This is a genomic window from Acidobacteriota bacterium (genome assembly GCA_028874215.1).
Classification (GTDB): domain Bacteria; phylum Acidobacteriota; class UBA6911; order RPQK01; family JAJDTT01; genus JAJDTT01.
This window is the reverse complement of the sequence record JAPPLF010000031.1, coordinates 34,014-54,468: the sequence shown is the minus strand read 5'-3', so window position 1 is coordinate 54,468 and position 20,455 is coordinate 34,014. Positions and strand designations below refer to the sequence as shown.

Genomic DNA, 20,455 nt, shown 5'->3' with positions numbered 1-20,455 from the left:
ACTATTAGTCCCCCCGTGCTCTTCCCAATCGGCGGCAGGAAAACCGCCGTTCAGATCCCATCTTGGAGGAACCAACATGCGCACCCGCTTGATCGCAGCGATGACCTCCCTCTTCCTCCTGCCGATCCCCATCCAAGCCAGCGACAAGCAGAACGTCATGATCGTGAGCTGGGGCGACGTCATCATGTCCGGGGCCCCGGGGGCGGCGCGGCTGGACACGCCCGAAAAGGTGCGCGAGTCCGTCCGCTCCTGGAAATCCCAGGGCATCGACCAGGTCCTCTTTCGCGGCGACAACTTCCGCGTCCTCCTCTTTCACCAGACGGCACCCGCCAACGAGGAACACCGCAAGGGGTTGGAGAAGACCCGGGTGGCCTGGGAGTCGGACCTCATGGAGACTGCCGTCAACGCCATGAGGGAAGCCGGCATTCGCGCCTACGTCTGGCTGACCGTTCTGGACGAAGGGTGTCCCCCCGAGGTCCTTTACGCCGACTCCGTGCCCTTCGCCTGGCAGTCCCGCTTCACCCGCCAAAACCCGCAGTTTCTGGCCTGCGACAGGAGCCTCACCCCGAATGGCCGGAAGTACCACTGGGGCGTCATGGAGTACGCCTATCCGGAGGTCCGGCAATACATGCTCGAGGTCATCCGGGCCTTCTCCGACCGCTTCGATCTGGACGGCGTCTTCCTGAGCCTTCGCACTCATTCGCCGCCCCCCGGCCACGCCGACCAGTTCGGCTTCAACGAACCGGTGGTCCGGGAGTACAAGCGCCGCTACGGACGGGACATCCTGCGCGAGCCCTTCGACCTGGAGAAGTGGCGGAACTTGCGGGGCGAGTTCTTCACCACCTTCCTCAGGGAGGTCCGGGACCACCTCAAGAGCCGGGGACAGAAGCTCGCGGTGGGCGTGCAACAGGGGGAGTACCTGGGCCCCCCCTTCGGCAACATGAGGATCCAGTGGCGGCGCTGGGTCGCCGACAAGATCGTCGACCAGCTCGTGGTCGGGCACATCACCGGAGCGCGGGCCCGCTACCCGCTGCGGACTCAGCGCACCATGGGCTACCTCCAGAGCCAGGAGGACAATCTGGGTCTGCTTCCCATCGAAGAGGCCCTGAGCAACGACTACGGTCCGCTCTGCGCCCTTCACGGAGTCGACCTCCTGGTGTCCCCGAAACTCTTCTATCTGTCCTTTCTCCATCCGACCTACGGCCGGGGCCGACAGAATCCGGAGCTGCGGGCGAGACTCCTGGAAAGACTGGAAGCGATCCCAGAAGTGACGGGAATTGTCATCGGGTACGGGAGGTTTCTCCGGTCCCATGCGGCCACGTCCGCGGAATAAGCGACCCACTCCCTACGCAGTCTGAACCGCCTCCCCATCCGTTCGCCGGAGCAGGGGCCCGGTTGCCGGCGAATCGGTCCCGCCCACAGCTTTTTTGTAGTCCCGTGACGGATTGTGGCCGATACTGCCGCCGGAATTGCGCGGAAATCACAGGGAGGTTTGTATGCGCATCGGTCACCGGTTTCTGGCGGTCTGGTTCGGCTTGTTTCTATGGGCGTTTCAGCCGGCTGTAGCCGCCCAGTCACAAGGCACACTGAGGGGCAAGGTTACGCTGAAGGACACCGGCCAACCTCTGCACCACGCCAGCGTGTCCATCAAAGAGCTGGATCGGAGCACCGTCACCGACGACGATGGAAAATACGAATTCGATGGCGTTCCTCCCGGGACATACCACCTGATCACCCATCTGGACAGCCTGTTCACCGAGGTCACCACCATGGTGAACGTCGAGGCCGGTGCGGAGGCAGACGTAGACATCCTTCTTGAGCTGTTGCCCAGGCGATACGAAGTCACGGTGACGGCGCGTGACGAGCACGAAACGGTCTTCGAGTCGTTCCAGAGTGTCGAGTCGCTGGGGCCATACGAAATGGCCGAGTCGGCGGATGTCACCATCGGCGAGTTGCTGGACCACAAGGTGGGCAGCGGGATCGCCAAACGCGGTTTCGGACCGGGTCCGGCCCGGCCCATCGTCCGCGGCTTCGACGGCGACCGCGTCCTGATCATGGAGGACGGGATCCGATCCGGCTCCCTTTCCTCCCAGTCCGGCGATCACGGGGAATTGATCAACCCGGCGCAGTTAGAGCGGCTGGAGATCGTCAAGGGTCCGGCGACGCTGCTCTACAGCGGAAGCTCCATGGGGGGCACGGTCAACGCAATCAGCCGGCACCACCAGGTCCACCATCACCCACACGAGGGGGTGCGTGGCTTCATCTCCGGCTCCGCTGGCACGAACAATTCCCTGGGCGGGGTCAACGCCGGCTTCGAGTTCGGTACCGAGGACTGGCTGTTCTGGGGACAGGGCGGGGGATTGCGCACCGGCGACTACACGGCCCCCGGCCAGGGCGCCGTCTACAACTCCCGGTCCCAGATGTCCAATGGCGGCGGCGGCTTCGGATTCTACGGCGACAAGATGTTCTTCAGCATGGAAGCCAAATACGACACCGGGATCTACGGCGTCCCCTTCGTCCAGGAATTCCACGGCCACCACGGAGAAGAGGAAGAGCACCACGACGAAGAGGAAGCTGAAGACCACGACGAGGACGAGGACGGGGACGAAGACCACGAAGAAGACGAGGATCACGAAGAGGAAGAAGATGATCACCACGAAGAAGAAGACGAGCAAGGGCACGGGGAAGAGGCGATCGACCGCATCCAGGTCGACGCCCAGCGCCTGAGCTACCGTTTCAATTGGGGCCTGAAGGATCTGGGTGGCGCCATCAACCATTTCGTTCTGAGACTGGGCTACACCGACTGGTCTCATGACGAGATCGAGTTTCTGGAGGACGGTGACCGGATCGTGGGCACCGAGTTCGACAACACCCAGCTCACCTATCGTGGGGTCTTCGAGCAACGGGAGGCGGGGCCGCTGAGTGGAAGCTTCGGTTTCTGGGGTCTGGCCAGAGACTATTCCGCTACCGGAGAGGAAGCGCTGTCACCACCGGTCACCCAGAACGGATTCGCCCTTTTCGCCCTGCAGGTGCTGGACTTCGAGGCCTACAAGGTCCAGTTCGGGGGACGTCTGGAGACCCAGCGCTATCGTCCGGGCTTCGCCGAACGCAGCGCCGGCGACGGACACGAAGAGGAGGAGCACCAGGACGAAGAGGACGACCAGGAGATGGAGCACGGGGATGAGGATGAGGAGGACCACGACGAGGAGATTCCCGATGCCTTCGAGAGGACGTTCACCGGAGCGTCCGCCTCAGTCGGCATCCATGCCGACACTTGGCAGGGCGGAGCATTCGTCGCCAACTACTCCCATTCCTACCGGGCCCCCTCCTTGGAAGAGCTCTACAATTTCGGCCCGCACGCCGGAAACCTCGCGTTCGAGATCGGAGATCCGAGGCTGGACGCCGAAACCGGCGACGGCATCGAGCTTTCGCTGCGCCATGAAGATGACCAGGTCAACGGCAGCCTGAGCTTCTTCTACTACGGGTTCCGGAACTTCATCTTCCCCTTCGCACCGGGAGAGCAGGAGGACGGCCTGCAGGTCATCGAGTTCACCCAGCGGGATGCCCGGTACGTGGGATCGGAAGCGGCATTCGGTTTCCGGTTGAACCCGGTGCTCTGGCTCGATCTGGGAATGGATATGGTCGACGCTCAAGACACGAACACGGGCACTCCCTTGCCCAGAATCCCGCCACTGCGGGGCAAGATCGGGCTAGACTTCAACGTCGGCGGATTGCGAATCAATCCGGAGCTGATCGTGGCCAGCGAGCAGAATCAGACCTTCACCGACGAGACCCGGACTCCCGGATACAGCGTCGTGAACCTGATGGCCTCCTACACCCGCGCCCAGCAACACGTGGCGCACCAGTTCGCGGTGAAGGTCTTCAACATCGGCGACCGGCTCTATCGGAACCACTCCTCCTTCATCAAGGACCTGGCCCCCGAAATCGGCCGTGGCGTAAGACTGACCTACATCCTCCGTTTCTTCTGATCTCCTCGTGGGCCAGGAGAGGCGTCTTTCGAGGCACCGATCGGGAGCGGCGACATTCCTGTCGCCGACTGGGACCGGCGGCTTTCCAGCCGCCGGTTTCCAGTGCAACAGCCCATCCAAGGGCCAACGGACAACCTCCCCTGCATCAAAAAACGCCCAACCGATAATCGCCCCGTTCATCCCTCAGAATCGGCCCGTCCACGTGGGTCGTCTTGAACAAAGCTCGGGCGGCCTGGAAAATAGGTGAAGAGCCACACGATCACCCGGAAGTTTCGCCGGTTACTCCGGGCAGCGTCGCGCAACCGTCGAGACCATGAAATATATCGAAGCCAACCTGACGCCAAACGAAACGATTCTCGCCCATGCCCGCGTGCATTGGTTCGTATTCGTTTCCGGAGTCGTGACCGGTCTGGTGGGGTCGGTGTTTCTGTTTCTGACATGGGACCTCGCACCGGGGAAGCCGCCCAACGCCGGTCCCTATCTGATTTTCGGCGTAGTCGGCTCCTGGCTCATCATCGTCGCCGTCTACAAGCTTCTAAGGGCGTGGTTGCGCGTGAGGTTCACGGAGCTTGCCGTCACTTCCCAAAGGGTGGTGGCAAAGTTCGGATGGATCGGACGCCGGACGGTGGAGCTCAACCACAACATGGTGGAGAGCATCACGGTCTATCAGGGTCTGATGGGACGCGTATTCAATTTCGGCACTCTGACCATACGCGGCACGGGAGGAGGACAAACGCCTGTTCCCACCATCGCTCACCCTCTCGAATTCCGGAAAGTCGTCACCGAACAGATCACAAGGGCGTCCGGCGTGGAGCCGTAACTCCCCGTTGCCACCGCTCGAAACCGGTAACCGCGTGCAGGAAGGAAGTGGCGCGCCCGGAGGGAGTCGAACCCCCGACCTACGGATTCGAAGTCCGGCGCTCTATCCAGCTGAGCTACGGGCGCGCCGACGGGCCGCTCGGACCCGGACGAGTAATATCCCCCATTTCTTCTGTCCCGTCTACTCCGGATTCGCCGTCCCTGCCCCTGGGAAAACCCGGCTAAGACAGGTCTTTGTGATAGTTTAGCGCCATGGACGAACGAGAACGCCGCCTAGCCCTTTTCCTCGACCTGGAGAACTTGGCCCTGGGCTTCGAGAAAGGGCAAACCCGGTCCCGGTTCCGCATCGACAAGGTCCTGGAACGGCTGGTAGAAAAAGGAAAGATCCTGGTCAAGGAGGCGTATGCCGACTGGGCGCGCTTCGCCGAATACAAGCATGAGTTGCATGAGTCCGCCTTCGAGCTCATCGACATCCCCAAGCGGAGCAAGACGGGAAAGAATTCGGCCGACATCCGGCTCTGCGTGGACGCCATGGACCTCTGCTTCTCCAAGGATCACATCGACACCTTCGTGATCCTCTCCGGGGACAGCGACTTCTCCCCCCTGGCTTCCAAGCTGAAGGAGAACGGCAAGTACGTGATCGGACTGGGAACCCAGGGCAGCACGTCCCAGATGCTGGTGGACAACTGCGACGAGTTCATCTTCTACGAGGAGCTGGACGAGGTCGCCACGCGCCCGCCGCGCCTGAACGCCAGGATCGCCAAGGACAAACGTCCCGCCTTCCAGCTCCTGATCGAGTCGATCCTGGCGCTGATGCGCGAGAACAAGGACGTGATCTACTCCTCCATGGTCAAGCAGACCATGAAGCGGAAACAGCCCGCCTTCAACGAATCCCGGTTCGGCTACCGGACCTTTTCGGCCCTCCTGGAAGACGCCTCCAAGTTCAACCTGGTGGTTCTGGGGGAAGACGCCCGAAGCGGCACCTACGTGGTCCGGGGATTCGGAAAAAACTCCAATTGACGTCTGGACGGCCCCCGAACGGTGTCGTCACACTCCCGCATCAATCTGCGAAAGCATCCGAATGAGAATCGTCGAGCTCACCGCCGTCACCCCGGAGATCGTCGAATCCATCGGCCGGCTGATCCCTCAACTCTCCACCTCGGCCCCCATTCCCACCGCCGATCAACTCGAAAACCTGGTTGCCAGCGACGCCGCCCAACTACTCATCGCACGTGACCCGGACCGAGAGGACCGCATCGTCGGCACCCTGACCCTGGTCCTCTACCGCATTCCCACCGGCGTCCGGGCCTGGATCGAGGACGTGGTGGTGGACGAGTCGGCTCGACGACGCGGCGTCGGCGAACTCCTCTGCCGCGCCGCCATCGACCGGGCCCGGTCCGCCGGCGCCCGAAACGTGGACCTCACCTCCCGCTCCGAACGCAAAGCCGCCAACCGCCTCTACCAACGCCTCGGCTTCTCATTACGGCACACGAACCTCTACCGCTACTCATTGGAGCAATCCGAGTAGCCGCCCCCGAAGTGAGCCCGCAGCGGCGACTTTCGTGTCGGTAATTGGGAGGGCGATTTCCAATCGCCCGGTTTCCCTCGTACGCGACGTCCAAAGAATCGGCGGTTAGGAAACCGCCGTTCCTGTCCGGCGGCAAGGATGCCGCCGCTCCTCCGGCGGTTAGGAAACCGCCGCTCCGCTCCTGCTGGAGGCGGCCTCCCAGCCCTCAATCTCTCCCCTCTTTGCAGGCGACGGAGGCGCGCCAGTATAATCCCGGCGTCCCTGGCCCCGGCCGGACCGGAGCCTTTCATCCACCCATGACTCAGACAGGTGTGAACCCATGACCGACACCCTCAAACTCGCAGTGATCCCCGGCGACGGAACCGGCCCCGAAGTCACCACCGAGGCCCTCAAAGTCCTGGAAGCAGTCGCCCCCCTGGAAAACGTCCGCTACGACCGGGTCGACTTCGACTACGGCGGCGACCGCTATCTCGCCACCGGCGAGATCATCACGGAAGCCCAGATCGACGAGCTGGGCCAGTTCGACGCCATCTATCTGGGCGCCATCGGACACCCGGACGTCACCCCCGGCGTGCTGGAGAAGGGGCTCCTGCTCACCGTCCGCTTCCAGCTCGACCAGTACATCAACTTCCGCCCCGTCCGCCTCTACCCCGGCGTCGACTGCCCCCTAAAGGACAAGGGACCCGAACACATCCGTTTCGACGTCGTCCGCGAGAACACCGAGGATCTCTACTGCGGCGCCGGAGGCTTCCTGCGCAAGAACACCCCCCAAGAGGTGGCCACGCAGGAGATGATCGCCACCCGGTACGGGGCCGACCGCTGCCTGCGCTGGGCCTTCAACCACTGCATCAGCCGGCAGGACCGCCTGCGCCTCACGCTGGTCCACAAGACCAACGTCCTGACCTTTGCCGCCGACCTGTGGGAACGGGCCTTCCACGAGATCGGAGAAGCCGAGTTTCCCCAGGTCAACCGCGACTACAACCACATCGACGCCGCCTGCATGTGGTTCGTCAAGAACCCCGAGTACTACGACACCATCGTGGTCCCCAACATGTTCGGGGACATCATCACCGACATCGGCGCCATGATTCAGGGAGGCCTGGGCGTGGCCGCCGGGGGCAACATCAACCCGGAGCCGGGCGGCTGCAGCATGTTCGAGTGCATGGGCGGCTCGGCGCCCAAGTACACGGGACAGAGCGTCATCAACCCCATCGCCGCCATCGCCGCCATGGGCATGTTGTTGAGGGTCCTGGGAGACCAGAAGGACCAGCCCAACCTGGTTCGCGCCGGAAAGCGGGTGGACGCCGCCATCGGCCGGACCACTCCCAAGATGAAGAGCATGTCCGCCGGCCGGATGGGCTACACCACGACCGAGGTGGGAGACTTGGTCGCCGAGGCATTGTAGAGAACCGTCACCACAGGCCGATCGGGCCAAGCGGCTCGCCGCCGGCGTCCGCGGCGTCCCGAAACGCCCCCTGGAGGAACATCATCATGAGACTCATCCGTTTTCCCGCCATCCTGGCACTGGCCGCCCTCCTGTCGCTGCCCGCAGCCCTGGCCGGCGACGCCGTCGACATCGGCTCGCGCCGCGAGCTGTTCGTGGATCATCTGCTGGTCGACCGGCTCGTGGGAGCGAGCCTCCGCCTGGGCACGCCGCTGCCGGGCGGGGTGGCCATCCGTTTCGACGATCCGGTGGAAGACTCCACGGCCTTCTACACCACCATCTTCAAGGACGGCGACGTCTACCGCATGTACTACCGGGGTGCGCTCTTCGAGAGGAAGACCACCTGCTACGCCGAGAGCCGCGACGGGATCCATTGGACCAAGCCCGACCTGGGACTGGTCTCCGTCGACGGCTCCTCTCAAAACCACGTGATCCTGAACGAGGCGCGCCAGTTCGTCGCCTTCCTCGACCGGCGGCCCGGCGTACCTGCCTCCGAGCGGTACAAGGGGGTCTCCCGGGGACCCGTCGATCCCCACGCCCTGGTGGGTTTCCTCTCCGGCGACGGCATCCGCTGGCGGAGGCTCCGGGACGAGCCCATCGTGCCCAAGGTCCTGATCAACCACTTCGACTCGCAGAACGTCGCGTTCTGGTCGGAGGCCGAAGAACAGTACGTCGTGTACGCCCGGCACATGGAAGGAGGCCGCCGCGCCACGGCGAGGTCCACCTCCAATGACTTCATCAACTGGACTCCCCAGGTCCTCATGACCTACAGCGACACGGGGACGACGACGCCCTCGCACCACCTCTACACGAACCAGACCCAGCCCTATTTCCGGGCGCCCCACATCTACATCTCGCTGCCGGCCCGGATCATCTTCGCCGACCCGCGGCACGTCAAGTCCGACGACGACAAGCAGTTGGCGAGCGAGCGCCAACGCATCATCTCTCCCGAGCTGCGGGACTTCGTCAAGGAGAACATGCCCCTGATGGGCACCGCGGGGACAGGGGACCACTCCGACGCCGTCCTGCTCACCTCCCGGGCAGGCACCACGGTTTACGACTTCACCTTCCGGGAGAGCTTCGTCAGGCCCGGAATCGGCGTCAACAACTGGACGACCCGGACCAACTATCCGGCCTGCGGCATCGTCCCCACCGGTGACGGCGAGATGTCCTTCTACATGCAGCGGAACTACGGGCAGAAGGGCGCGGCGTTCCTTGAACGGATGACGCTGCGCCTGGACGGCTTCGCCAGCCTGAACGCGCCCTACGACGGGGGCGAGATGCTCACGAAGCCGCTGCGCTTCAAGGGAGACCGGCTGGAGATCAACTACGCCACCAGCGCGGCCGGGAGCATCCGGATCGAGATGCAGGACCCCGAGGGCCAGCCGATTCCCGGATTCACGCTGGCGGATTGCCCCGAGATCATCGGCGACGAGATCCACCGGATCGTCGCCTGGAAGGGAGGCTCCGACCTGAGCTCCCTCTCCGGCAAGGCGGTGCGGATGCGCGTGGTCCTGAAGGACGCCGACCTCTACTCCATCCGCTTCCACTGACGCGGTGAGGGTGCCCGAAATGAAGAGACACGGTTTCCTGCTGGCGCTCCTGTTGGGTGCCGTCTCCTGCGGCAGCCCTTCCGAGGCCCCGAACGCCGCCTCGAAAGGCGGTCCGAAGAAGGAGCGGAGGATCCTCTACTACGACTCCGCCGCCATCCAGTCGCACAGCTACCTGGACCGGGGGAAGGTGGAGCCGTACATGAGCCTCATCTACGACATCAAGACCCACGATGATTTCCTGGACGCCAGCGTGCGCATGGTGAAGGGAACCCAGGTGGACACCTACCTGTGGCACATCGGAAACGGGGCCGAGCCGCCGTGGAACATTCCCACGGATCTGCTCTGGGACTGTTTCGATTCCTACGAGCAGGTGAACGACATCGTGATCCGGGCCTGCCATGAACAGGGGTTGGAGGTCTGGGGGTCGTTGCGCATGAGCGATCTTCACGCGGCCTTCCGGTCCCGGACCCTGGAGGAATTGGACGACGTCTACAAGGCGCAGCACCCCGAGTTGCTGATGGCGCCGATGACGGACCGCCAGCTCCCTTCCGAGCTGACGGAGCAGCGCCTCTGGGTGTCGTTCGACTACACCCACCCGGAGGTCCGGCAGCATCGTCTCGACTACATCGCCAGGACCGCCGCCAGACATGATTTCGACGGCTACGAGCTGGACTTCAACCGCATGGGGATCCACTTCCCCATGGGACAGGGACGGCAGAAGGCCGACCTGATGACGGACCTCATGCGGAAGATCCGGGAGCGGCTGAACGCCATCGGAGAGGAGCGGGGGCGGCCCTACACCCTGGCGGTCCACGTGATGGATTCCCTGGAGACCAACCTGGAGATCGGTCTGGACGTGGAGGCCTGGGCCCGGGAGGGGCTGGTGGACGTGCTGCTGGTGGGTCTGGGATACATGCCGGACCAGTTGGCCATCGGGCAATGGGTGCAACTGGCCGGGGAGACGGGGGTGCAGGTCTATCCGTCCATCAATCCGAATACCATGCGGGCGGGGGCTTGGGAGACGTTGGGGGAAAAGCCCTCGTTCCGCCAGGGGATGCGGGCGTACGCCGACTACTACCTGGACCAGGGCGCCGACGGGATCTACCTGTTTAACTTCCGGCACGAGCCGACGCAGCGGCTGACCATGGAGGAGTTCACAGGGGTGTTGAGCGAGTTGGGAGCGCCCGAGACCATGGCCGGCAAGGACAAGGTCTACGCCATCAACCCGACGGCGCACAGCGGCGGCCCTTTCTATCACGGCTCCGAGCCGGCGCTGCTGCCCATCGTGTTGGACCGGGTGGAGCGGAAGCTACGGATCCATCTGGGACCCGCTGCGGAAGACGAGAAGGCCAGCCTGCGGCTGAGTGTCTTCACGGCCAAGGCCGGGAAGGGGACCATCCTCTGGGCGCGTCTCAATCACACGCTGCTGCCCGAGGCTGAAAGGGAAGGGGATTGGTTCCACTTCCAGGTTCCCGCGGGTGTGGCGCGGAACGGGATGAACGAGGTGGGACTAATCACGAACATCCCCGCCGCCGGCCCGTTCGCAGGTCTGATCGGTCCGCCCAATGCCGACCCTGCCGAGTTCTTGAAGCAGGCCTTCGGCCGCGTCAAGAATGTCATCCAGCGCGACCAGGATTCGGTTGTGGTCCACCAGATCTTTTTGGAGATCACCTATCCTGGGAAGTAGGCACTTCTCGTCAATCGGGCCTTTTCCCACGGGCTGTTAGGTTGGAGGCCCCCGACCGTCCTCTCACCGAATCTATCCGCTACCTTTCAAGCGCTGACCCAACACTGTTATTGGGGTCAACCCAAAGTATGTTCGCACCCCGCCCAATAAAATGCCCCGACTGTCTTGACGTGGGCCAAACAAACCTGCTGTAATGTCCGATTGTAGGGGGCTGGAGAGGGTCAGGACCTCTCCAGCCTTGAGGTGTCAGGAGTAACGTCACGTTGTGGGTGGCACTCCTGCCCAAAATGGGAGTGGTCCCCAATCGTACGGGGAACCGCTCCTAGCCTACGATATTCGCTGTGCTTACTTCAACAGGGGGAATCTATGTCTGGAAACGTGCTGCAGCGGGCCCAGGAACGAAAGTCAGAAATCAAGAAGGAACAGGTGTCCCTTAAAAACAAGATCATTGCGCTGGATGATGAACTGGAACACCTAAACTACTTTTTCAAATCCCTTGCACCATACGCTACCCAAGGAAACGAACCGGCACCGAAAATAACTGTGGTGACGGGAACGGTCCAGATTCTGAAACGGGAAAAAAAATATCTCAATGCCCGTCAAGTAACGGACTCCCTGATCGAAATGGGGTATGAAACCTCCGCCAAGTCTCCGATAGAAAGCATCCGAGCCATTCTTTCTGGAGAAGCCAAGAGGGAAACGAACCCAAGAATCATTCGTAAGGATACGTATTACGGACTTCCCGGATGGCTTGATGACCCGTCAATCAAAGTGAAAGGATACTCACTCGGCAAAACGGGAATTACTGTAGACGAAGGCGCCAAGTACCAAGGTGCGATACAACGGGCGGAGGTTTCTCGGATACCCCAGGAAAGGGGATATTTGAAACTGCGGTTCTGGTTTCATCCACCTCTACCGTGGCCTCACGCTGGTCCGCCTCAAGAGATTATGTTTATGATGAACGAATCTTCGGCAGGAGAATTTGTGCAGCGGCTGAAGACGACCCTCGACTGAGTTAGGATATTGGAGACGGAGAATGGACTATATCAACGACTACAGTGACGAACGGCTCAAGGGCATGTGTGCGCAGTGTGGCGGAGGGATATGGAAAGAGAATCGTAGTTCTGATCATGTCCCATCCAAGTGTCTATTGAGGAAAACTGAAGGTCCGTCGAATAATGAGTATCCAACGAATCTACCTGTCATTCCAACCTGTCTTGATTGCAACCAACAGTTTTCGAATGATGAAGAATATCTGTTTCTGTTTCTACACTGCGTACTGGCGGGTTCGACAGATTCAGAAGATCATATGGAACCGAATGTCCGTCGTGCGCTGAAGCGTCACGTTGGAATGAGACAGCAAATCGAACGCAGCAAACAGAATGTAAGTGTAGGTGGGAGCACCCGGTTAATTTGGACCCCCGAATTCCGCGCAGTCCATCGAGTTGTCCTTAAGAACGCTCGTGGCCACGCGTACTACGAATACGGACAGCCGGTGTTGACGGAACCAGAACACATTTGGGCGATGCCTATTGAGGCGATGACGAAAGCCGAGCATGAAGAGTTCGAAATCCCGATTGGGGGTATCGCTCCATGGCCGGAAGTAGGAAGTCGGATGATGACGAGAGTGGTAACAGGCCAAGACATGCGTAGCGGGTGGATTGTCGTCCAAGATGGAGTCTACCGGTATCGTATGGAGGAAGAAGACGGGCTTTTCGTAAGGGCTGTTTTGCGAGAGTATCTTGCGACCCAAGTATACTGGCGTGACTACTAGATCGGCTGTGACTTGTGGTTACCGTCACCCGGGGAGGGGTTCATTTCTATAAGAGGGATTATGGGTTGAGAAACGGGCAGTCTCCTTCTCCTGCGCTGTTCGACATCTAGGATTTTCGGGAGGCACTTACTGTTTGACCCAACCCCAGCAAGCAGCCACGCGGAATTCGCGGGAAGAGTGGACGGTCACCATCGCTCGGCAACAGGTTGATCCTCGGCTATCAGTCTGTTCCTGTGCCCAACCGGCCTGCGGAAGTCGCACTCGACTTGGAATGCGATGCCAGAAATCCTCCGACTGGCCGAAGAAGGCGCCAAAACGAATCGACATGATCGACGTGGGCGGAGTGATTGACCGCTGGCGAAGGACGATTTCGTTGAACGCCCTCGGGGAGACACCGATGGCACGGGCCATGGCATTTTGACAAATCCCCATCGGCTTGAGGTCTTCCTCCGCCTATTCCACCTTGTAACCCAATCGGGTACGCTCTTTCTCCAGCTTCGCTTACGAGATCAGTTTCAATTGCTATTTCTACAAGCCGGAGCCGATGCGGTCCCTGGGAGAGTTTTGGGCCGATATTCTGGCGTTGGAGAAAAAGACAGAAGGGTAGCTGGCGCAGATACTGGGTGCCAGCGAACAACCGGTGTCGAGATCATGACCGAGATCATTTTTGGAGTCACCGAGGATGAGGTGGATGGCGGGTATTCGGCCAGCCCATTGGGCTACGGCATATACACCTAGGGCGACTCGCTCAAAGAAGTCCGCCGCAACGTCAAGTAAGCGGTAGACTGCTACTTTGACGACACCATGCCGAGACCGAAGCTGATTCGCCTTCGCTTCGTGCGAGACGAGATCCTCGTGGCATGAAATTGCCCCGCAATGTAAGCGACAAGGGGGAGGGGAAATTCACCTGCTCTCGGCTGAAGTACAGGCTTAGACAACCCAGATTCCGGGTCCGCTGCGCAAATTCGGTCCGGAAGACACTCCCAGCCAGATGTGATTTCGCGGCCATCGAACCAGACGACGATGTCCCGTCCGTCCAAACGCTGAAACATCAGCTTTGATCTGGTATACTGTGTTGTTACATGATTATCTGCTTGGGGCTCAATTCGTCTTTGTGGTTAAATAACTTATATCACAGAACACGACCGTTTTCTATCTGTCTAGTGATCTATCCGCGTTAGAGATTCATAATATGGATAAGAGCTTCTTTGTCCTAGCACGTAAGCGCTGGATTCTCGAAGAACCGCCGAACGAGAAGGCCCGTACAAAGTGGAACTACTACCCATTGGGGGAATCGGTTGAACATCTCAACAAAGATTGCACCGTGCTGGTTAGGTTCAGGGATGCTGATCAGGATTTGATAACGGATGCAGATGGTCGAATCGTCGAATACAAGGGACTATACTATCTTCGATCGAAAAAACTCTGCATGTTTCTTTCCACATATATGCCAGAAAGATTCATGGTAGCCTTCTTCGAGGGGACCCCTGGTAACGCGCGCTGTGTGGTGCAACCACTCGACCCCACTTGGATCGAGCTTATCGCGGAAGACGACCCCACGCTACGACTGCATGTGTACGATGTTCCTCCTCGAGATGTCACTACAATAACAGCTACTCCCATCCTCTCAGCATTCTATCGTAATCTCACCGATAATGATCCGGAACTGTTCAGTGTGCATGTTTCTCGCTTTCTCGACTCTCCACACATCCTGACCCCTCTCTTCGCCCATGTACTCTCGATACGAAGCGACCATAGTGTGGATTTCGTGATTCAGTTGAAGAAAATTGCGGAGCAAATTCGCGGTCTATTAAAGAACCACGGCAAGTCCGTTCGCCTTCACGGATTTCAAACATCACATCTTGATCTTTGGGCGCAGATGCAAGGCAGGCCTGTAGCATTCCTCGATGGCGGTGTGGCTCGGATTCCGAGTATCGCACGTCTCGAGCCGCTGGCCCTTCGTGTGGGAGTATATACGGTAGTTCCTGGCGAAACTCGAGTGGATGAGCGAGAAAAGTGGTTCATGCAACCATACGTCGTCGGTGACATTGCCGATCCGAAGCACGCGATCACAGAGTTTACTGATCGGAAACGGCTCTTGGAAGCTGCTCGCTACACCCTTGAACCGCTTACAGCTCTTTATTCCTTGGATCAGAACGACGCCGCTGCATTTCTGTTGATCCACGGGCCGCTGGTAAATCAATTCGCAATGTATGACGAGGGAGAACCCAACTTCATTCCGGCCCTCGATCCCGCCTTCCTAGAGCAATTTGGGATCACGCAAGCCGCAGTCACCGGCACGGTGCAAGATCTCCCAACCGACCCCAAAGGAGCTGGACCTTTTTGGAAGCACTTTATGGCTGTGTATACCCACGTGATGAAGTTGATACACGGTCATCCGAAGGCCATTGCCGGCGTCGTGGAGCGGGTGGCTGGCCGTTCAGTGACGAAGGCCGTTCTGTCGACCATGGAGAAGGATCGAGTTATCAACGCTACCTATCGAAAAAGGATCGACGAGATTCTTGACCGCTACGACATATCAGATGATTTCCTCTTTGGGTGCATACTCCGTTCGGGTGAATACATAACGCCGATACCCGTGAGAAAAAATCTTGAGCGTCGGGCGAGGGATCGGTGGAAACCAGTCGTGCGGCAACTCCCGTCGCCATCGGCCACGATGCTAAAGACGACGGACACTATGTTTCCATTTCGAATCGAGATGAATCTGGCAGCCGTAAACCAAGCTCAATTGTTAATTAAGTTAATATACCACACAGCCCGTCTCTTGCCGCGGTATGGGTTTCCTGTTGGATTAGACATCGCCGATAAGTACGCGAAGGTTCCGGATTGGATCTCACGCGGTATCTCGGGTGAAATGTCAGCTTCGGTGATTCGTCGAGCAATCAGAACGGGTGATCCACATGTGGTGGCGCAGGTTAGACAGTTACTCGCAAAGACACCAAGAGACTTCTTTTTCCGACCGGGAGTTGAGTTTTAGGGAGGATTGATGAGCTTAGGAATTCACATTGGAACTGTCGTAGGCAACACGTCGCCGCAAGAGTTTCGCTTTTTTCTCAAGAGCTTTACGGCAAAACTGGGTGATTTAGTGGCCGTGAGAATGGAGATCCCGAGCGCGGATGGTAAAGGCAAGGATCCAGTGTTGGTCTGGGGCCGCATCGTGGAACTGGGCCGTTTCAACCCTTTTCTTCCTGTCGAAGCAGGGCAGGAGCTTGCGCAAGAGGGGCTCAATTTACTTGATACCGTGCTTTCTCTTTCAAGAGACCAAGTCGAAGGCAAAGTATTGGTACTTGGACAGACACCGGTGGACGACATCGGACGACTTCGTCCCCTGAGCTATCCAGTCAGTCCAGGTGCTGAGGTGAAGCGTCCGCCCGCTGCGTCGGTGAAAACCATTCTAACTGGCGATAAACCCGTGCATCGGCTGCGCCTTGGAACCCTTATCGGACGTCCCGATGTGGAAGTTAGGATCAATACGAACGTCATAGTCGCTCGCCACATGGCAATCCTCGCAATGACGGGTGGAGGAAAAACTGTAGCAGCACGGCGCATAATTAAAGAGTTGCTAGAGGTTCAATATCCCCTTGTGATTCTTGATCCGCATGGCGATTATCTCGGCTTATGGGAACAGCGGGAAGGCTTCCCTAAGAACTCGATTCACTTGTTTTACCCAAGCCTCACTGTGCGTGAAGAAAATCTGGATCTGGTTGGATACCTAATCGCTCAGATGACTCAAGGATTTACTGACCCTCAGAAGGAGAAATACCGAGAGGCATTGGAGCGAATTGACCTCCGAAACAAGGAAGTCGGAGTTGTTCCGTTTATCGAAAAGCTTCTGCAAAAACTAGAAGATTCCTCTAGCGGCGATAGGAGAACCGCACCGACGATCCGGGCGGTAAAGCGAGGTTTCCGCCTCGTGCGGAGCTACGTTGAAGCCATGGAGAAGTCAAACGAGAGACTACGGCGCCAAGCCGCACTTCAAGACTTTCCGTTCAAGGCAATGCCTGATCCGTCGATACGACCCGAAGGCTTTGTCAGACCTGGGCAGGCGAGCATTGTGTACCTTGGAGGTTACGATCATCTGACACAATCGACGATTGTTGCCGTTATCTTGAAGGAGTTGTTCGAACACCGTGCCTCTATGAGGAACCAGATTCCTCCATTTCTTGCTGTAGTAGAGGAAGCACACAACTTCATTCCATCACGGGGCGAGGGTCAGGCGGGCACGCCGTCGGTGGAAATAATCAAGAAGGTGATCACCGAGGGGAGGAAGTTTGGGACCGGGCTTCTTCTCGTCAGTCAACGGCCAAGTAGACTCGACGAAACAGCTCTTTCGCAGTGCAATACCTTCCTGATCTTTCGACTGGTCAATCCTAGGGATCAGAGCTTTGTCGAAAAGGTTATGGAGAATCTCAGCAAGGCTGATAGTCGACTCCTGCCCGGATTCGGTCCTGGTCAGGGAATAGTCAGCGGTCAGGCTGTCAGGTTCCCTCTCGTCATAAAGGTGGACTTCGATCGTGAACTACAGACCCAAGCGATAGGCGATGAGAACTTTTTGGAAGCAACAAAGAAGTGGCAAGAAAGTCCGGAGGCAAAGGCGGCAGACCGTACAGACAATTTGCTGCAAGAACTAGACGGAATCGAGGACGTCTAACAGCGACGACGAGGTGACATTGGTAGCGATGGCGGATGATTACCTGCCGACTATTAGGGCGAACTCCCACCTGAAGAAGCTCGTGATTGATCTGCGGCAGAACAACTAAATACGGTCGGAAGTCGGCATGGGAACTCTTTGACCCCAGCCATGAAGGTACAATTTGTCGTGTGGGCGAGCGACATCCTGCCCAACCGCACTCGCCAGGATTCTTGTGACTGCACTTGGCCGTGGTGCTGGGATCTATTTCTGCGTCGCTCCAAAACCACAGTGGTCCGCGCTGCCTCTTTTTCCAACATCGTCCTGGGCATTGATGGAAGTCGAGAGAAAACCGCCCTAAAGAATTTCATTGATGATTTTGAGGCTGGTCGCGCAAGATGGGCCTCGTCGATAGTTCGCCATCACCCTGTCCCAGACAATTCCCACTAAGGGGATCCAATGAGCTTGTGCTGGACAAGACGAGGATCTGAAACTCGAACCAGTTCGGACCACAAATCGATAGGAACAGCGTAGCCAGGGCACATCAATTCGATGGATTTGAGACCAATCAGCTACCAAACAATCAAACCAAATCGCTCCATGGGAGTCGATCACTTGCGGTTTAAGGCGATAGATTTGTTCAGCGGCAGTGGTGGTCTGACACTAGGCCTGAAGAGAGCCGGGTTTCACGTCATTGCGGCCATAGATTCCGATGAGCTCTCGTCGGACACGTTTCGTCGTAATCATCCGCAAGTACGCATGGTTACGGAGGATATTTCGACCGTCGATCCAGAATTCTTAATGAACAGATTAGGGATGAAGCCAGCAGAACTCGACCTACTTTCAGGGTGTCCGCCGTGTCAGGGCTTCTCGACCATGAGAACAAAGAACGGTGGCCGTAAAATCAGTGAACCAATGAACGACTTGGTCTTCGAAATAGTTAGATTTGCGAGGACCTTCGAGCCCAAAGCAATAATGCTCGAAAACGTGCCCGGGTTGGCAAGTGATGTCCGCATCGAGCAATTGCGCGACGATCTTCATCAACTCGGTTATTTCGTGGACTACGAGGTGTTCAACGCCACCGACTACGGCGTCCCCCAGCGAAGAAAACGCATGATTCTCCTTGGGGGAATGGGAGCGACCATACCATTTGCGGAAAGCGTGCCTTGGCGAACGTCCGTTTGGGACGCTATTGGCCATCTGCCTGCTCCGAGGGAAAGCGTTGATCCGCTCCACAATTACGAAGTCTCTCGTAGCAGTTCGGTGATGAATCTCATCAGAATGATCCCGAAGGACGGCGGAAGTCGGGCAAGTCTCCCTAACAATTTACAATTGGCGTGTCACCGGAAGTTTGACGGTTTTAAAGATGTCTATGGCCGAATGGCCTGGTTGACGCAAGCACCGACAATTACAGGCGGCTGCATCAACCCGTCCAAAGGGCGCTATCTGCATCCAGAGCAAGACCGTGCCATCACCCTGCGGGAAGCGGCGCTTCTGCAAGGATTTCCGCATGGCTACGAATTCCTTCTTTACCGCGGTCGGTATCCGGCAGCGCAAATGATCGGGAACGCTTTCCCTCCCAATTTTGCGTTTTGGCACGCGAAACAGGTAGTGGATATTCTCGCATCGCACTCCGGTGCATAGATCTAATATACTTTCTATGGCCAGCCTCCAGGAACAACTACTCGGTGACGTGACTGTACGCAAAATAAATCGGGTTTCCTCAAGAATAGGACGAGTTCTTGGCCGTTGCCACCGCCCGTTCTGGCAAAACAGAAGTCATGCTCACCGAGCAGCTTGGTGGAGAGTCGTCGAGGGCATTGCCAAGGTAGCTCTCTTAGTATTCACGTATACGGAACGACCCGCCAACGAACTCGAATCTAGGATGAAGAGTTGGATTCAAAACGTTACCCCCTCCGAAATCATCTTTGAGCTGGTGGGATGTATTCAGGTACGAATGACGGGTTCTGCCTGATTATGCTTCAGGAAATCCGGCCGGATGCCTGCGACGGTTGTGCACTTTACACCTGCTTGATAAACAATCTTCGGATTACTTCCAGTAAAATTGGGATAGTTTTGGAGACTGGAAGCGCATTGACTTGTTAACCAATCTAGTGTAAGAAGGCTGTGTGTCACAGTCCAAACATTAGGCTCCTGGAACTTACGCGCGTGGATACATAATGCCGGATCGGATCTCTCCTGGACAGCGCAGCCGGATCATGGCTCGTATCGGTAATGTCGATACGCAGCCGGAAATGAAAGTTCGTCGTCTCGTCCACAAGATGGGTTACCGGTATCGCCTTCATCGCCGAGACTTGCCCGGCACTCCCGATCTAGTATTTCCGGCTCGGCGAAAAATCATCTTTGTTCATGGTTGTTTTTGGCACCAGCATGATTGTCCGCGAGGTTCGCGGCCAGCCTCCAATCAGGAATTCTGGAACCGAAAACTCAACAAGAACGTGCTTCGCGACCGGAGAGTTACTACGGAGCTTGAAGAGATCGGTTGGGCGGTTCTAGTGATTTGGGAATGTGAAACGAACAATCTTCAGAACTTGGCTCAGCGCCTTGATAGTTTTCTTTGTAGTAAACGAGGTGGATCATCCGCTTTCTTGGAGTAATCTAGATGCTTCCAATCCCAAACACAATTCCACATTATCCCAACGGAAATCGCATAAACCGGGTATCAATTCGGACAGGAAGATTATGGTGGCAGCTTCCACGATAAGAGTTCAATGAAATAACCTTGATGAGCAGAGGGAACGCTATGTTATTAATGCAGAGAGTACAAGAACCAAGTTAGTTTGTCGGGACTTGGAACCGCCGGCGGGTTGGAGTTCCGGACCGTCCCCAACGTCCGGAATCCTGGCGTTGGCCGCCGCTGCGATTCCGCGCGATCCGGGGGCGGCCGGGGGCCCCCCCGCCCCCCCGGGCGGGGGGGGGAAAGGGGGGGGGGGCCGGGGGGTTTTAAAAAAAAAACACCCCCCCGGCAAAAGGGGATATGGGGTGGGGG

Annotated in this window: 14 protein-coding genes, 1 tRNA gene and 1 pseudogene; 14 read left to right on the top strand and 2 right to left on the bottom strand. The window is 58.2% G+C overall.

Going from position 1 to position 20,455, the window contains the following annotated elements; translation table 11 throughout:
- Window positions 1-76: 76 nt before the first annotated feature.
- The 3 genes from OXT71_06315 to OXT71_06305 all read left to right on the top strand — a co-directional run bounded on the left by OXT71_06315 (window position 77) and on the right by OXT71_06305 (window position 4,809).
- Complete coding sequence (locus OXT71_06315) at window positions 77-1,333, top strand: family 10 glycosylhydrolase (protein ID MDE2925994.1); 1,257 nt, start codon at window positions 77-79, stop codon at window positions 1,331-1,333.
- Window positions 1,334-1,496: 163 nt separating this feature from the next.
- The gene (locus OXT71_06310; protein ID MDE2925993.1) at window positions 1,497-3,989 is read left to right on the top strand and encodes a TonB-dependent receptor; all 2,493 of its coding nucleotides are present in this window, start codon (window positions 1,497-1,499) and stop codon (window positions 3,987-3,989) included.
- Window positions 3,990-4,302: 313 nt separating this feature from the next.
- Window positions 4,303-4,809, top strand: a complete 507-nt coding sequence (locus OXT71_06305; protein MDE2925992.1) for a PH domain-containing protein — start codon at window positions 4,303-4,305, stop codon at window positions 4,807-4,809.
- A 48-nt stretch (window positions 4,810-4,857) separates the two neighbouring features.
- Here the strand turns inward: OXT71_06305 and OXT71_06300 are convergent.
- A tRNA-Arg gene (locus OXT71_06300) sits at window positions 4,858-4,934 on the bottom strand.
- 126 nt (window positions 4,935-5,060) lie between these two features.
- Between OXT71_06300 and OXT71_06295 the strand changes: the two genes are divergently transcribed.
- The 7 genes from OXT71_06295 (at window position 5,061) to OXT71_06265 (ending at window position 12,794) form a co-directional block, all read left to right on the top strand.
- Window positions 5,061-5,828: an NYN domain-containing protein gene (locus OXT71_06295; GenBank protein ID MDE2925991.1), complete on the top strand. Its 768-nt coding sequence runs from the start codon at window positions 5,061-5,063 to the stop codon at window positions 5,826-5,828.
- A gap of 61 nt (window positions 5,829-5,889) precedes the next feature.
- Window positions 5,890-6,336 (top strand): GNAT family N-acetyltransferase, encoded by a 447-nt coding sequence (locus OXT71_06290; protein ID MDE2925990.1) that lies wholly within the window; start codon window positions 5,890-5,892, stop codon window positions 6,334-6,336.
- A 319-nt stretch (window positions 6,337-6,655) separates the two neighbouring features.
- Window positions 6,656-7,741, top strand: coding sequence for a 3-isopropylmalate dehydrogenase (locus OXT71_06285; protein ID MDE2925989.1), 1,086 nt, complete (start codon window positions 6,656-6,658; stop codon window positions 7,739-7,741).
- A gap of 86 nt (window positions 7,742-7,827) precedes the next feature.
- Complete coding sequence (locus tag OXT71_06280; GenBank protein ID MDE2925988.1) at window positions 7,828-9,333, top strand: hypothetical protein; 1,506 nt, start codon at window positions 7,828-7,830, stop codon at window positions 9,331-9,333.
- Window positions 9,334-9,352: 19 nt separating this feature from the next.
- Window positions 9,353-11,020 carry a hypothetical protein gene (locus OXT71_06275; GenBank protein MDE2925987.1) on the top strand — a complete coding sequence of 556 codons (1,668 nt, stop codon included), beginning with the start codon at window positions 9,353-9,355 and terminating at the stop codon, window positions 11,018-11,020.
- Window positions 11,021-11,386: 366 nt separating this feature from the next.
- Entirely contained in the window at window positions 11,387-12,034 is a 648-nt protein-coding gene (locus OXT71_06270; GenBank protein MDE2925986.1) for an HTH domain-containing protein, read from the top strand.
- Between the two features lie 22 nt (window positions 12,035-12,056).
- Window positions 12,057-12,794: a hypothetical protein gene (locus OXT71_06265; protein ID MDE2925985.1), complete on the top strand. Its 738-nt coding sequence runs from the start codon at window positions 12,057-12,059 to the stop codon at window positions 12,792-12,794.
- Between the two features lie 342 nt (window positions 12,795-13,136).
- On the opposite strand, the pseudogene OXT71_06260 reads toward OXT71_06265, so the two are convergent.
- Window positions 13,137-13,226, bottom strand: a pseudogene (locus OXT71_06260) (addiction module antidote protein, HigA family).
- Between the two features lie 760 nt (window positions 13,227-13,986).
- On the opposite strand from OXT71_06260, the gene OXT71_06255 reads away from it, so the two are divergent.
- The 4 genes from OXT71_06255 to vsr all read left to right on the top strand — a co-directional run bounded on the left by OXT71_06255 (window position 13,987) and on the right by vsr (window position 20,063).
- Window positions 13,987-15,792 carry a DNA double-strand break repair nuclease NurA gene (locus tag OXT71_06255; GenBank protein ID MDE2925984.1) on the top strand — a complete coding sequence of 602 codons (1,806 nt, stop codon included), beginning with the start codon at window positions 13,987-13,989 and terminating at the stop codon, window positions 15,790-15,792.
- A 9-nt stretch (window positions 15,793-15,801) separates the two neighbouring features.
- Complete coding sequence (locus tag OXT71_06250; GenBank protein ID MDE2925983.1) at window positions 15,802-17,466, top strand: ATP-binding protein; 1,665 nt, start codon at window positions 15,802-15,804, stop codon at window positions 17,464-17,466.
- A 531-nt stretch (window positions 17,467-17,997) separates the two neighbouring features.
- Window positions 17,998-19,089, top strand: a complete 1,092-nt coding sequence (locus tag OXT71_06245; protein MDE2925982.1) for a DNA cytosine methyltransferase — start codon at window positions 17,998-18,000, stop codon at window positions 19,087-19,089.
- Window positions 19,090-19,625: 536 nt separating this feature from the next.
- Entirely contained in the window at window positions 19,626-20,063 is a 438-nt protein-coding gene (gene vsr, locus OXT71_06240) for a DNA mismatch endonuclease Vsr (GenBank protein ID MDE2925981.1), read from the top strand.
- The last annotated feature ends 392 nt before the right edge of the window (window positions 20,064-20,455 follow it).